Here is a 13,912-nt window from a genome sequence, read left to right as displayed (position 1 = left end):
CGGCCAGCGCCGTTCTACTGTGCATGGGGTTGTTTTCGACCTTTTTGTTGGAGCGGGGCGACCGGGGAGCGGGCCCGCAGCATTCAGACCCCATTCATCCCGTTTCCGGTTCCATGGGACCGTTCACGGAGAGGGACCTCACTTATGTACATTTCCAATGAAGGCCTGCTTGTCATCCTGTTCGTCGGCCTGGTCGCCGGCTGGCTCGCCGGCAAGGTGGTGCGCGGAACCGGGTTCGGCATCATCGGCGACATCGTGGTCGGCATCGCCGGCGCATTTGTCGCGAGCTTCCTGTTCCCGAAGCTCGGCATTCGCATCGGCACCGGGCTGATATCCGAGATCGTCTATTCGGCGATCGGCGCCATCATCCTGCTGCTGGTGGTCCGCCTGGTGCGCGGCGGCGGGCGGCTCTAGCGTCGACGCCGTTGGAACCTGACGTCTCTCCTTCCGGGAGAGGCGTCAGGGGCGCAAGAAAAGGCCGCAAGTCTGTGAAATTCCGGATTTGCGCGCGAGGCCGGCCGGGGTAGATGTGGCCCACAGGAGTTCGGATTATTCAGCCGCGTTGGACAAGGGGCACAAACGCGATGTTAATCCGGGTCAATTACTCCTGAAATTGCCTTTGAAATCAGGGGCCTTGCCCCTTACCCGAAAGTGATCCGACTGATGGCAGCCGTCCCTGGCGTTCGCCGTTCAGAGCTCGCCGACGCGCTGCGCGCTTGTCGCACGGCGTTCGTTGGCGTCGGCCTGATGAGCTGCATGATCAACCTGCTCTATCTGACCGGGTCGATCTTCATGCTGGAGGTCTACGACCGGGTGCTGCCGAGCCGCAGCATTCCGACGCTGGTCGGCCTGATCGTCCTCGCCAGCTTCCTCTATATGGCGCAGGGCCTGCTCGACATGATCCGCAACCGGATCCTGGGGCGGATCGGTACCGCGCTCGACGAAGCCCTGAACAAGCGCGTGTTCGACACCATCGTGCGCCTGCCGCTGCTGGTCGGCAGCCGCAACGAGGGCCTCCAGCCGCTGCGCGACCTCGACAATGTCCGCTCCTTCCTCGGCGGCATGGGACCGAGCGCGTTCTTCGACCTGCCCTGGCTACCGCTCTATCTCGCCATCTGCTTCGCCTTCCACGTCGTGATCGGCGTGACCGCACTGGTCGGCGCCATCATCCTGGTCGGGCTGACGGTGGTCACCGAATTCCTGTCCCGCCAGCCGGCGCGCGAGGCGATGGGGCTCGCGGCCCAGCGCAACGATCTCGCCGCCTCCAGCCGCCGCAACGCCGAAGTGATGGTGTCGATGGGCATGACCGGCCGGATGAACCAGCGCTGGAGCGAGGCCAACGAAAAATACCTCGCCGGCAATCAGCGTGCGAGCGACGTCGCCGGCGGCCTCGGCGCGGTGGCAAAGGTGCTGCGCATGATGCTGCAGTCCGCCGTGCTCGCGGTCGGCGCCTATCTCGTCATCCACCAGGAGGCGACCGCCGGCATCATCATCGCCGGCTCGATCCTGTCGGCCCGCGCGCTGGCGCCGGTCGATCTCGCCATCGCGCACTGGAAATCCTTCGTCGCCGCCCGCCAGAGCTGGCAGCGCCTCACCCGCCTGTTGGAGCAGATGCCGGCGCAGACGATGCCGACCCAGTTGCAGGCGCCCACCAGCCGCCTCTCGGTCGAAGGCATCGCCATGGTGGCGCCGGGCGACCAGCGCCTCATCGTGCAGGACGTCACCTTCGCGCTCGCCGCCGGCAACGGCCTCGGCGTGATCGGGCCGAGCGGCTCCGGCAAGTCGTCGCTGATCCGCGCGCTGGTCGGCGTCTGGCAGCCGGTGCGCGGCAAGGTGCGGCTCGACGGCGCGGCGCTCGACCAATGGTCGTCCGACATGCTCGGCCGCCACATCGGCTATCTGCCGCAGGACGTCGAACTGTTCGGCGGCACCATCGCGCAGAACATCAGCCGGTTCGATCCCGAAGCCACCTCCGACGGCATCATCGCGGCGGCCAAGGAGGCCGGCGTGCACGAGATGATCATCAAGATGCGCGAGGGCTACAACACGCAGGTCGGCGAGCAGGGCACTTCGCTCTCAGCAGGCCAGGCGCAGCGCGTCGCGCTGGCGCGCGCGCTCTACGGCAATCCGTTCCTGATCGTGCTCGACGAGCCCAATTCCAATCTCGACACCGAGGGTGACGAGGCGCTGACCCGCGCCATCCGCGCCTCCCGCGAGCGCGGCGCCATCGTCATCGTGGTGGCGCACCGCCCGATCGGCGTCGAGGCGGTCGACCAGGTCCTGGTGCTGCGCGACGGCCGCATGCAGGCCTTCGGCCCGAAGGAGCAGGTGCTTGCCCAGGTGCTCCAGCCGCGCGTGACCCCGCCGGCACCGATCAAGATCGTCAGCGAAGGCGGAGCCAAGGCATGAGCACGATGACGATCGGCGGCGCCAAGCCCGCCGCCAAGAAGACCGTGCGCCAGTCGATCCAGTTTCACCTGATGCTCGGGCTCGGCATCGTGCTGGTCCTGATCGTCGGTCTCGGCGGCTGGGGGTCGACGGTGCTGATCTCCGGCGCGCTGATCGCGCCGGGCCAGATCGTGGTCGAATCCAACGTCAAGAAGGTGCAGCACCCGACCGGCGGCGTGGTTGGCGAGGTGCGTGCCCGCGACGGCGACGTGGTCAAGGCCGGCGACATCGTGGTGCGGCTCGACGACACCGTCACCAAGGCGAATCTGGCCATCGTCACCAAGAATCTCGACGCCGCGCAGGTGCGCGCAGCACGACTCCAGGCCGAGCAGCGCGGGATCGACACGATCGATTTCCCGCAATCGCTGCTCGACCGCGGCAACGATCCCGACGTCAAGGCGCTGCTCTCCGCCGAAACCAAGCTGTTCGACGTCCGCGTCAACGGCCGTGCCGGCCAGAAGGCGCAGCTACGCGAGCGCATCCAGCAGCTCAACGAGGAGATTGCGGGTCTGTCCGCGCAGGAAAAGGCCAAGGACAAGGAAATCGCGCTGGTGCAGCAGGAGCTCGTCGGTGTCCGCGATCTCTACGAGAAGCACCTGGTGCAGATCTCGCGCCTGACAACGCTTGAGCGCGACAGCGCCCGCCTCAACGGCGAGCGCGCGCAGTACATCGCCTCGCGGGCGCAGGCCAAGGGCAAGATCACCGAGACAGAACTTCAGATCATCCAGGTCGACAAGGACATGGTCAGCGAGGTCTCCAAGGATCTGCGCGAGACCAATGACAAGATCGGCGAGCTGATCGAGCGCAAGGTCGCCGCCGAAGACCAGCTGCGCCGCGTCGACATCCGCGCGCCGCAGGACGGCATGGTGCTGCAATCGACCGTGCACACCGTCGGCGGCGTCGTCACCGCCGGCGACGCGTTGATGCTGATCGTGCCGCAGGCCGACGATCTCCAGGTCGAGGCCAAGGTCAACCCGGTCGACATCGACAAGCTCCAGATCGGCCAGAAGACGCTGCTGCGGCTGTCCGCCTTCAACCAGCGCACGACGCCCGAGCTCAACGGTGTCGTCAGCCGCGTCTCGCCCGACGTCACCACCGACCAGCGCACCGGCCAGAGCTACTACACCATCCGCGTCTCGTTGCCGGCGGACGAGATCGCCCGCCTCGGCGACTCCAGGATGATCCCCGGCATGCCCGTGGAAGCCTTCGTCCAGACCGGCGACCGCACCATGCTGTCCTATCTGATGAAGCCCCTGCACGACCAGTTCATGCGGGCGTTCCGCGAGAAGTGATGCGCGATACCCTCGTAGTGGTGGGTTAGGCGAAGCCGTAACCCACCACTTCTCTATCCGTGGAAGCAGAAGTGGTGGGTTACGCTGCGCTAACCCACCCTACGGAGCTTCGTTCTTTGCTATAGTTCGATTCAAGCCCCAATAACCCGGCGTTCGAACCATGCAATCCCCACCCCCCATCGCCACCCAATCCTTCACCGACGCCAGCCTTGCCGTTGCGCGGCTCGAAGAGATCTACGAGCGCAATACGAAGTTCCTGCGCGACCGGTTCGAGGCCTATGTCGGCGGCGAAGCGATCACGACGCGGGCGCGGGCCTACTACCCCTTCGTCCGCCTCACCACCGCGACGCATGCGCGGCTGGATTCGCGCCTCTCCTATGGCTTCGTCGCCGGCCCCGGCGTGCACGAGACCAGCGTGACGCGGCCGGATCTGTTTCGCAGCTATCTCACCGAGCAGATCGGCCTGTTGGTCCAGAACCACGGCGTGCCCGTGGAGATCGGCGAGTCGGCCGAGCCGATCCCGATCCACTTCGCCTATCGCCGCGACATCAACATCGAAGCCGCCATCACCACCAGCGAGAACTCGCCGGTCACGCGATCGCTGCGCGACGCATTCGACGTGCCTGATCTCGCCACCATGGACGATTCGATTGCGGACGGCACCTTCGAGCTCCAGAGCGGCGCACCCGAGCCGCTCTCCCTGTTTCGGGCCGCTCGCGTCGATTACTCGCTGCGCCGGCTCTATCACTACACCGGCACCGATCCCGAGCACTTCCAGAACTTCATCATCTTCACCAACTACCAGTTCTATGTCGACGCCTTCGCGCAAGCGTGCCAGCAGCGGCTTCAGTCCGGCGAGGCCGGCCTCGAAGCCTTCGTCGCGCCCGGCAATGTGATCACGCGGAGCGGCGGCGCGACGAGTGGGGACGCGCCGGCACGCACGCCGCAGATGCCGGCCTTCCATCTGGTCGCATCAGGCTATCGCGGCATCACGCTGATCAATATCGGCACCGGCCCGTCCAACGCACGTAACGTCACCGACCACGTCGCCGTGCTGCGCCCGCACGCCTGGCTGATGCTCGGCCATTGCGCGGGCCTGCGCAACACGCAGCGGCTCGGCGACTACGTTCTGGCGCATGGTTACGTGCGCGAGGACCACGTGCTCGACCGCGAGCTGCCGCTCTGGGTGCCGATCCCGGCACTGGCGGAGATGCAGGTCGCGCTCGAAGAGGCGGTCGAGGACGTCACGGGCCTCGAAGGATTCGAGCTCAAGCGCCTGATGCGCACGGGCACGGTGGCGAGCGTCGACAACCGCAACTGGGAGATCTCGGGCCCCGAGGTGATCCGCCGCCTGTCGCAATCGCGCGCGGTGGCGCTCGACATGGAATCGGCCGCGATCGCCGCCAATGGCTACCGCTTCCGCGTCCCCTACGGCACGCTGCTCTGCGTCTCCGACAAGCCGCTGCACGGCGAGATCAAGCTCGCCGGCATGGCCAGCGAATTCTACCGCCGCCGCGTCGGCCAGCATCTCGAGATCGGCCTGAAGGCGCTGGAGCGGCTCAAGCAGCAGGAATCGGAGCGGCTGCATTCGCGAAAACTCCGCAGTTTTGCCGAAGTCGCGTTCCAGTAGGACGAAGCACCTCTTGGCGGCTGACAAGCCGCGAAATCTTCAGCATTGTCGGCGCGGGGCCGACCGGACTGTTTTCAATGCCGCTGCTGCGCGACCGGATCATCGGCCATGACCTCGAACGGCTGGCCTTCCGCTTCACCATGACGCGTGACGACGAGGTGGTGCAGTGCCAGATCAGCGACGCTGCCATGGACGAGCTCGCGGGCATGCAGGGCACGGAAAGCAGCGCGCGGCAGGCGCAGTTCTTGTCCCTGCGCGAGACCATCGAGCGGATCGCGTCGGATATTTACGACGAGGCGCCGCGCTTCAGGGGGTATGTGGTGCGGATCTTCATGCGGCATTTGGGGCGGTAGGCACCGTGCCTCCGCAACGTCGTCCTGGCGAAAGCCAGGACCCATTACCACCGTCGAATGTTGTTGAAAGAAGCTGTGGCTCCGCCGACCGCAACAATTGGCATTCGGGGTTATGGGTCCTGGCTTTCGCCAGGACGACACCGAATGTGAGGTGGCGCCGCTCTCTCGTCCGCAAACGGTGATGCGGCTACTCCGATAGCTTCCTCAGCAAAAGCTTCAGCGCCGTCGCCGCGAACACCTGCATATTCGCCAACCGGTTGTTGTCGCCCGTCTCCAGTGTCATCACCTCCGCCGCGGGGCCCGCGACCGCCATGCAGCTATGGCCGGCGGCATCGCCGTAGCGGTTGCCGGTGGGGCCGGCTGCGCCGGTCTCGGACAGGCCCCAGTCGCAATTGAAGCGGCTGCGCATCTGCTCGGCGAGGAGCTTTGCATAAGGCTCCGACGAGGAGCGAAAGCCCTTCATGCCGTCATCCGAAATATCCATCAGCACGCGCCTGGCATCGCGGGTGTAGACCACGGCGCCACCGAGGAAATAGGCGGACGCACCGGGCACCGCGAGCAGGCTCGCCGAGATCAGGCCGCCGGTGGAGGATTCCGCCACCGCGATGGTCTGTTTGCGCGCGATCAGTTGGGCCGCGACCTGTTCCGCAATACCGACGAGCTCTTTCATCCCTAAAACCCCTATGCCTTCGCAACCGAGCTCAGCCTTCCTACCATATGACAGAAGCCTTCGCCGAGTTGCAGGCGACCGTCAGGCCTGCTTCAATGGTAGGTGCAAGGCGGCGCGGCGAAGCGCTGCGCATATGGAAACGCGAAGAGGAACCGAGAGGGAGACGTGATGGCGTCCCTGATCGCCGGCGCCGTCGACTGCGATGTGCATCCGGCCGTGCCGCATCTGACCAGCTTGCTGCCGTATCTGAACGACTATTGGCGCGATCAGGTGACGACGCGCGGCATGGTCGATCTCGTCTCGCAATCCTATCCCGAGAATTCGCCGATCACGGCGCGCCCCGACTGGCGTCCCGAAAGCGGCAAGCCGGGCGAGAGCCTCGAGGCCATGCAGCGCCATGTGCTCGATCCTTTTCAGCTCAAGCATGCCATCTGCAATCCGCTCTACGGCGTTCAGATGGTGTTTTCCGAGGACATGCAAGCCGCCTTCTGCCGCGCGCTGAACGACTGGCTCGTGAAGGAATGGCTCGATCGCGACACGCGGCTGCGCGGCTCGATCGTGATCCCCACGCAAAGTGTCGAGAAGGCCGTCGCCGAGATCGAGCGCTGCGCGCAGGACCGGCGCTTCGTGCAGGTCTTGATGCTGGTCATGGGCGACACGCCGCTCGGCAAGCGCGCGCTGTGGCCGATCTACGAGGCGGCGGAACGGCTGGACCTCACGGTCGGCATCCACGCCGGTTCCGCCTACCATAATCCGCCGACTGCGGTCGGCTGGGGTTCCTACCATATCGAGGATTATGTCGGTCAGGCCCAGGCGTTCCAGACCCAGCTCACCAGCCTGATCGTCGAGGGCGTGTTTGCCAAATATCCGCGTCTGAAAATGGTGATGTTGGAATCCGGCGTCTCCTGGATTTCGCCCTATCTCTGGCGCCTGCACAAATTCTGGCGCGGGGTGCGGATGGAGACGCCCTGGGTCGATCGCGCGCCGCTGGAACTTGTGCGCAGCAACATCCGCTTCTCGTTACAGCCATTTGATGCGCCGCCGGAGGCCGAGACATTAATTCGCCTGTTTGATCATATGCAGTCGGACGAATTGGTCCTATTCTCCACGGACTATCCGCACTGGCAGTTCGACGGCCAGGATGCACTGCCCGAGGGCCTCACCCCCGATCTCGTGCGCAAGATCATGATCGACAATCCGCATGCGACCTATCCCCGCCTGACTTAGCCCGCTGCCAGAGGAGGCAAGGCGATGAATATTCAATTCCGCGAAAGCACCGAAGCCGCTTCACCCCTGACGACAAAGACCGCGATCGCGGATTGCGACATCCATCCGGCCCGCGCGACCCGCACCGAGCTTTACCCCTATCTCGCCAAACGCTGGCAGCATCATCTCGAAATCTACGGCTTGCACGCCTATCAGGGCATGATGGAAGGCCCGCCCTATCCCAAGGCCCAGCCCAACGCCTCGCGCCGCGATGCCTATCCGCCGGAAGGCGGCCCGCAGGGCTCCTCGCTCTCCTTCATGCAGAAGCAGCTGCTCGATCCCAACAACGTGCAGCTCGGCGTGCTCAATCCGCTCAACACCGGGCAGGGCATCCGCAATCACGAGCTGTCGGCCGCGTTGTGCTCGGCGATCAACGACTGGCAGATCGACAAATGGACCAGCAAGGACAAGCGGCTGAAAGCGTCGATCGTCGTCGGCAATGAGGACGGCCTGTCGGCCGCCGCCGAGATCCGCGAACGCGCCGGCGACAAGAATTTCGTGCAGGTGCTGCTGCTCAGCCGCAATGTCGAGCCGCTCGGCCAGCGCCGTTATTGGCCGATCTATCAGGCCGCGGAAGAGGCTGGCCTTCCCGTCGGCGTCCACGCCTTCGGCTTCGGCGGCAATCCGATCACGCCGTCGGGCTGGCCGTCCTATTACATCGAGGAGATGGTCGGTCACTCGCAGTGCCAGCAATCGGCGCTGGCGAGCCTCGTGCTGGAAGGCGTGTTCGAGCGCTTCCCTAAATTGAAGATGGTGATGATCGAGGCCGGCTTCGGCTGGGCGCCGTCGCTGGCCTGGCGATTGGATAAGGCCTGGCAGCGGCTTCGCAGCGAGGTGCCGCATGTGAAGCGGCCCCCGTCGGAATATATCCGCGAGCAGGTGTGGTGGACCACGCAGCCGATGGAGGATCCTGAAAGGCGTGAGGATCTGTTCGACGTCATCAAATGGATCGGCTGGGACCGCCTGCTGTTCGCGACCGATTATCCGCATTGGGATTATGACGAGCCGTCGCGGGTGCTGCCGGCGGGCGTGAGCGAGGCCAATCGCGAGGCGTTCTATCTCGGCAATGCGCAGAAACTGTACGGAACTTGTTGATGGCGCGTCATGTGATTGCGCCGGTCAACGAGCTTCCGCCGGGCACGCGAAAATTTCTGGAGATCGAGGGACGGCCGATTGCGGTCTTCAACATCAAGGGCGAATATTTCGGCCTGATGAACCGTTGCCCGCATCAGGGCGCGGCGCTGTGCGAGGGCCCGCTGATCGGGCTCGCGCAATCCAATGATCCCGGTGAGATCGAATACACCAAGTTGGGGGAGATCATCCGCTGCCCCTGGCACGGCTGGGAGTTCGACATCCGCACCGGCCAATCCTATTGCGATCCCCGCCGCTTCCGGGTGAAGGCCTATCCCGCGCATGTTGAGCCAGGCGCGACTGTCGTGAAGGGGCCGTATGTTGCCGAGACCGTCCCAGTGAGGGTCGAGAGCGACTACGTGGTGGTGGAGCTGTAGCTCTGCCCTTCACCCTCCCCTGGAGGGGGAGGGTCGATCGCGCGCAGCGCGAGCGGGGTGGGGTGATCTCTCCACTCGGGCAGCGTTCGACGCGGAGAGACCTTCACCCCACCCGTCTCACATTTTCGCTGCGCTCAATGTGAGCCGACCCTCCCCCTCCAGGGGAGGGTAAGAGTCGGCGATGATCGAAGAGCCATCAGTGCCCTGCGACCGGTTCCGCCGCCGTATCATATGTCGGCACGGCCTTGCCGCCGCCGCGGTAGACGATCGAGGCGGCTATGATGCCGAGCAGTGCTGCGAACATCAGCCAGGCACCGGGCGCGGCCTTGTTGCCGGTATAGTCGATCAGCCAGGTCGAGGCGAACGGCGTGAAGGTGCCGAACAATGCGGCCGCGAGCGCGAAGGCGAGCGAGAAGCAGGTGGTGCGGACATGCGCCGGCACGATCTCGACGAGGGCGCCGAGCATGGTGCCGCTGTAGACGCCGAAATAGAACGAGAACATCATCTCGACCGCGAGCAGCTTGCCGAAGCTCGGTGCCGCCACCAGCCAGGACAGGGCCGGATAGGCGGTGACGAGCGCGAGTCCGGCGATGGCGAGCAGCACCGGCTTGCGGCCGATGCGGTCGGACAGCGCGCCGCCGACCGGATTCCAGAAGAAGTTGGTCACGGCGACCAGCAGCGTCACCAGCAGCGCGTCCTGCGTCGACAGTTTCAGCACGGTCTTGCCGAAGGTCGGCGTGTACACCGTGACGAAGTAGAACGTCGTCGTGGTCAGGATCGCGATCATCATGCCGAGCAGCACGATGCGCCAGTTGGCGAGCGCGGAGGCGAACACCTCGCTTGCGGTCGGGTGCTTCTTCATGGCGAGGAAGGCCGGCGTTTCCTCCAGCGTGCGCCGCAGGAAGAAGATCAGCGGAATGATCAGGCAGCCGACGAAGAAGGGAATGCGCCAGCCCCAGGCGGCCACCGTGTCGGCCGGCATCACCTCGGACAGGAGATAGCCGAGGATCGAGGCCACGAAAATCGCGACCTGCTGGCTCGACGACTGGAACGAGGTGTAGAAGCCGCGATTGCCGGGCGTGGAGATTTCGGAGAGGTAGACCGACACGCCGCCGAGCTCGACGCCGGCGGAGAAGCCTTGCAGCAGGCGGCCGATCAGCACGATGACCGGGGCCGCGATGCCGATGGTCGCGTAGCTCGGGCAGAACGCGATGACGACGGTGCCGATGGCCATGATGCCGAGCGTGACGATCAGGCCCTGGCGGCGGCCGATGCGGTCGATGTAGGCGCCGAGCACGATCGCGCCCACGGGCCGCATCAAGGCGCCGAGCCAGAACACGCCGAAGGTGTTGAGCAGCGAGGCCGTCTCGTCGGCGGAGGGAAAGAACGCCTTGCCGATCGCGGCGGCATAGAAGCCGAACAGGAAGAAGTCGAACTGCTCGAGGAAATTGCCTGACGTGGCGCGCAGGATCGCGCCGATGCGCGACTTGATCTCGGGCGGATTGGTTGCTGGTCCAGCCATGACGTGACTCCCTGAAGACGTGGCCGGACCGGAATTCATTTCACGGCAAGGCGACAGATTGAAGCTGCGACAATCTGTCTTACCCCTTCCCGCGCAGGGCGCGGCGAGTCAATCGATTTTCCAGGGGAAGCTGATGATTTTTCAGGCTTTATTTTGCGTTGCAGCGACGATCCATTGACGGAACGCGGCGAGCTTTGGCGCCTCGCGGCGGCCCTCCGGCGCGACCAGGTAGAAGCCGGCATCGGCCGGCAGCGCGATCTTGAAGGGGACGACGAGCCGGCCCTTGGCGATGTCGTCCTGCACGTAGGAGGTCCGCCCCATCGCCACGCCGATGCCGTCGATTGCAGCCTGGATGGTCATGAAGATCATGTCGAAGGTGATGCCGGGCTGCTTGGCGATGTCGGCCGGCAGGCCCGCCGCCGTCAGCCACAGCCGCCAGTCGTCGCTGTTGGCATTGGAGGTGTGCAGCAGCGGATGATTTCGCAGATCCTCCGGACGCTGAAGCGGCCTGTCGCCGCGCAGCAGCGAGGGGCTGCACACCGGAAACAGCTCGTCCGCCATCAGCCAGTCGGCGCGCAGGCCCGGCCATTGGCCGCGGCCGTAGCGAATTGCAGCATCGACATCGTCGCGCTGGAAGTCGACGAGACTGGTCGACGTTGTGATGCGGACGTCGATGCCGGGATGCTGCTCCTGGAAATCGGTCAGCCGCGGCAGCAGCCATTTTGCGGCAAGCGAAGCCAGCGTCGAGAGGGTCAGCACCTTGTCGTCGTCCCTGCGCAGCAGGCGGTCGGTGGCGAGCCGGAGGTCGTTGAAGGCGGCGCGGACCCCCGGAAGGTAGTCGCGCGCCTCCGGCGTCAACGCCAGTGCGCGGTTCTGCCGGATGAACAGGCGGATGCCGAGCTCCTCCTCCAATCGCCGGATCTGATGGCTGATCGCGGTCTGCGTCACGTTCAGTTCGGACGCGGCCAGCGTGAAGCTGAGATGGCGCGCGGCGGCCTCGAACGCCCGCAATCCGTTCAGGGAGGGCAATCTGGCAGTCATCTGGCAGCAGAATACATGACGTTATTTCATGCGAAGAGGTACAAATTGTCGTTTGTCGCATCGCACTGGCAAGCAGATATTAGCGGTCAACTTAGCTCCAGGAGCTGAAAATGTCTACCTTGACCCAAAATTCGATGACAAATCATCATGTGCCCGGCCTGATCCAGCAGATCGGCGAGACGCTCCATGTCTGGCACGAGCGCTATCGCACCAGGCGCGAGCTGACCAACTGGACGGCCCGCGATCTCCACGACGTCGGCCTGTCCTGGTCCGACATTGCCTATGAGGCCGACAAACCCTTCTGGCGGGCCTGATTGGCCGCCTGGCCGGCGCCGCCTGTTCACAGGGGCGCCGGCGGTCCCCTTTCCCAAGGCATGTGTCATGAGCATCCTTCGCCTCGAAGACCTGAAGCAATATTCGGACGTGCTGCGCACGCGGCACGGCGAGGCGCTCAACGTTCGCTTCGTCGAGCCGCGCGACACCGAGGAGCTTCAGCACTATTTCCGCTCGCTCTCGACCCGCTCCCGCTACAACCGCTTCTTCGGCGCGATCAGCGAGCTGCCGAAGGGCCTGCTGGACGACTTCCTCCAGGTCGGCGAGCGCGAGCGTTTCTCCGTGGTCGCGACCAAGATGGTCGATGGTTTCGAGACCATCGTCGCCGAGGCGCGCTATGCCTTCCACGCCGAGACGTCGACGCTCGAATTCGGCCTGTCGGTCGACGACCGGTGGCAGGGCCACGGCATCGCCACCGCGCTCATGAAGAATCTCGAATGCCGCGCAGCGGCGCTCGGCGCCGAGCACATGTTCGGCGACACGCTGCGCGCCAACGAGACCATGATCTCGCTCGCGCGGAAGTCCGGCTTCGCGTTCGTCAATCATCCCGATGATTGGAAGCTGGTGCGCTTCGACAAGGAAATCACGGTCGCGCCGAAGGACATTCCCTGTGCGAGCTGGCGCTTGGCCGCCCTTTCCCGTCAGGCCGAAAGCCCCTCAGCCTCGGCCTGACACCACTGCGAGCCCGGCCTGGTCATCCAGAGCCGGGCCTTTTTTTCCTCACATTCCGTCATCCTGAGGTGCGACCACTGCGGTGCATTTGCACCGCAGTGCGAGCCTCGAAGGATGAACGGCCAAGGATGCAGCCGGGCCGTCGCCCTTCGAGGCGCGCTCAGCGGCGCGATGCGCCACTGAGCGCGCACCTCAGGGTGACGGTCGAAGATTCTCGAATAACGCCTACTTCCCCGTGAACACCGCCTTGCGCTTCTCGATGAACGCCTGCACCGCCTCCTTGTGATCGGCGGTCGTCGTCAGGCGGACCAGCCGTTCGGCTTCGTGGTCGCGGGCGGTTTCGAAGTCGAACAGCAGCGCTTCGTCGAGATTGTCCTTCATGTAGCGCAGCGCGAGGCGAGGACCTTCGGCGAGCGACTTTGCCAGGGCGAAGGCTTCGACTTGCAATTTGTCGTCGGGGACGACGCGGTTGACGAGGCCGATGGCCTCGGCGCGTGCGGCATCCACGCGATCGCCGGTGAACAGCAGCTCGCGCGCCCGTGCGGTGCCGACGAGGCGCGTCAGCAGCCAGGCGATGCCGTAATCGCCTGACAGCGCGATGCGGGCATAGCCGGTGGTGACGAAGGCCGATTGCGCGGCGATGCGGATATCGCAGGCCATGGCGATGGCAAGCCCGGCGCCGACCGCTGGGCCTGGCAGGGCGGCGATGGTCGGCTTGCGCAGTGACACCAGCGCACCGGTGAGCAGCCGCTGCCGCTCCTGGAGATCGGCGACCCTATCGTCAAAGGACATTTCGAGCTTCTTCGGCTCGCGATGGGCGCCCATGCCCTTGACGTTGCCGCCCGCGCAGAACGCTTCGCCCGCGCCGGTGAGCAGCAGCGCGCCGACGTTGGGATCTTCGGCGCAGGTGCGGATCATCGTGCGCAGCGCCGGCGTCAACGCGTCCGACAGCGCGTTGCGCGCCTCCGGCCGGTTCAGCGTGATCACCGCGACGCGGTCGCGGATGACGCAGAGGAGTTCACTGGTGCCGGTATCGACGGTGGTTTCCATGGTCATTGTCGCTCCCTACTCTTGTAGGGTGGGCAAAGCGAAGCGTGCCCACCAATTCTTGCCGTCTCCGAGATGGTGGGCACGGCGCTAACGCGCCTTTGCCCACCCTACGACAGCTGTGAATTTA

At 65.1% G+C, this 13,912-nt stretch carries 14 protein-coding genes; 10 read left to right on the top strand and 4 right to left on the bottom strand.

The window, feature by feature from the left end; translation table 11 throughout:
- Nucleotides 1-144 precede the first annotated feature (144 nt).
- The 5 genes from AC1RUR_RS09885 (at nt 145) to AC1RUR_RS09865 (ending at nt 5,723) form a co-directional block, all read left to right on the top strand.
- Complete coding sequence (locus tag AC1RUR_RS09885; RefSeq protein ID WP_492843287.1) at nt 145-414, top strand: GlsB/YeaQ/YmgE family stress response membrane protein; 270 nt, start codon at nt 145-147, stop codon at nt 412-414.
- A 249-nt stretch (nt 415-663) separates the two neighbouring features.
- Nucleotides 664-2,409: a type I secretion system permease/ATPase gene (locus tag AC1RUR_RS09880; protein ID WP_492843285.1), complete on the top strand. Its 1,746-nt coding sequence runs from the start codon at nt 664-666 to the stop codon at nt 2,407-2,409.
- Nucleotides 2,406-3,740: an HlyD family type I secretion periplasmic adaptor subunit gene (locus AC1RUR_RS09875; protein ID WP_492843283.1), complete on the top strand. Its 1,335-nt coding sequence runs from the start codon at nt 2,406-2,408 to the stop codon at nt 3,738-3,740. Before AC1RUR_RS09880 ends, AC1RUR_RS09875 begins: the two co-directional genes overlap by 4 nt.
- A gap of 160 nt (nt 3,741-3,900) precedes the next feature.
- Entirely contained in the window at nt 3,901-5,370 is a 1,470-nt protein-coding gene (locus AC1RUR_RS09870) for an AMP nucleosidase (protein ID WP_492843281.1), read from the top strand.
- A gap of 77 nt (nt 5,371-5,447) precedes the next feature.
- Nucleotides 5,448-5,723, top strand: coding sequence for a DUF1488 family protein (locus AC1RUR_RS09865; protein WP_492843279.1), 276 nt, complete (start codon nt 5,448-5,450; stop codon nt 5,721-5,723).
- A 187-nt stretch (nt 5,724-5,910) separates the two neighbouring features.
- Here the strand turns inward: AC1RUR_RS09865 and AC1RUR_RS09860 are convergent, their stop codons facing one another.
- A complete protein-coding gene (locus tag AC1RUR_RS09860) occupies nt 5,911-6,393 on the bottom strand; it encodes a CinA family protein (RefSeq protein WP_492843277.1) in 483 nt (160 codons plus the stop codon).
- 168 nt (nt 6,394-6,561) lie between these two features.
- Here AC1RUR_RS09860 and AC1RUR_RS09855 point away from each other — a divergent pair, with 168 nt between their 5' ends.
- The 3 genes from AC1RUR_RS09855 to AC1RUR_RS09845 are packed head-to-tail and all read left to right on the top strand — an operon-like array spanning nt 6,562 to nt 9,167.
- A complete protein-coding gene (locus AC1RUR_RS09855; RefSeq protein ID WP_492843275.1) occupies nt 6,562-7,620 on the top strand; it encodes an amidohydrolase family protein in 1,059 nt (352 codons plus the stop codon).
- A 24-nt stretch (nt 7,621-7,644) separates the two neighbouring features.
- Nucleotides 7,645-8,754 (top strand): amidohydrolase family protein, encoded by a 1,110-nt coding sequence (locus AC1RUR_RS09850; protein ID WP_492843273.1) that lies wholly within the window; start codon nt 7,645-7,647, stop codon nt 8,752-8,754.
- The gene (locus AC1RUR_RS09845) at nt 8,754-9,167 is read left to right on the top strand and encodes a Rieske (2Fe-2S) protein (protein WP_492843271.1); all 414 of its coding nucleotides are present in this window, start codon (nt 8,754-8,756) and stop codon (nt 9,165-9,167) included. The genes AC1RUR_RS09850 and AC1RUR_RS09845 overlap by 1 nt, the downstream gene beginning before the upstream one ends.
- 196 nt (nt 9,168-9,363) lie before the next feature.
- On the opposite strand, the gene AC1RUR_RS09840 is transcribed toward AC1RUR_RS09845, so the two are convergent.
- Together AC1RUR_RS09840 and AC1RUR_RS09835 are read right to left on the bottom strand one after the other, a co-directional pair.
- Nucleotides 9,364-10,689 carry an MFS transporter gene (locus AC1RUR_RS09840; RefSeq protein ID WP_492843269.1) on the bottom strand — a complete coding sequence of 442 codons (1,326 nt, stop codon included), beginning with the start codon at nt 10,687-10,689 and terminating at the stop codon, nt 9,364-9,366.
- A gap of 141 nt (nt 10,690-10,830) precedes the next feature.
- The gene (locus tag AC1RUR_RS09835; RefSeq protein ID WP_492843267.1) at nt 10,831-11,730 is read right to left on the bottom strand and encodes a transcriptional regulator GcvA; all 900 of its coding nucleotides are present in this window, start codon (nt 11,728-11,730) and stop codon (nt 10,831-10,833) included.
- Between the two features lie 110 nt (nt 11,731-11,840).
- Here AC1RUR_RS09835 and AC1RUR_RS09830 point away from each other — a divergent pair, with 110 nt between their 5' ends.
- Both AC1RUR_RS09830 and AC1RUR_RS09825 read left to right on the top strand, forming a co-directional pair.
- Nucleotides 11,841-12,044, top strand: coding sequence for a DUF1127 domain-containing protein (locus tag AC1RUR_RS09830; protein WP_492843265.1), 204 nt, complete (start codon nt 11,841-11,843; stop codon nt 12,042-12,044).
- Between the two features lie 67 nt (nt 12,045-12,111).
- Nucleotides 12,112-12,735, top strand: coding sequence for a GNAT family N-acetyltransferase (locus AC1RUR_RS09825; protein ID WP_492843263.1), 624 nt, complete (start codon nt 12,112-12,114; stop codon nt 12,733-12,735).
- A gap of 225 nt (nt 12,736-12,960) precedes the next feature.
- Here AC1RUR_RS09825 and AC1RUR_RS09820 read toward each other — a convergent pair whose 3' ends face one another.
- Nucleotides 12,961-13,791, bottom strand: a complete 831-nt coding sequence (locus tag AC1RUR_RS09820) for an enoyl-CoA hydratase (protein WP_492843261.1) — start codon at nt 13,789-13,791, stop codon at nt 12,961-12,963.
- Between the last annotated feature and the right edge of the window lie 121 nt (nt 13,792-13,912).

The sequence above is a fragment of the Bradyrhizobium sp. GW821-FHT12B03 genome, from assembly GCF_058807535.1.
Note: the sequence above shows the minus strand (reverse complement) of the source record. Positions and strands in the feature narration are given on the sequence as shown.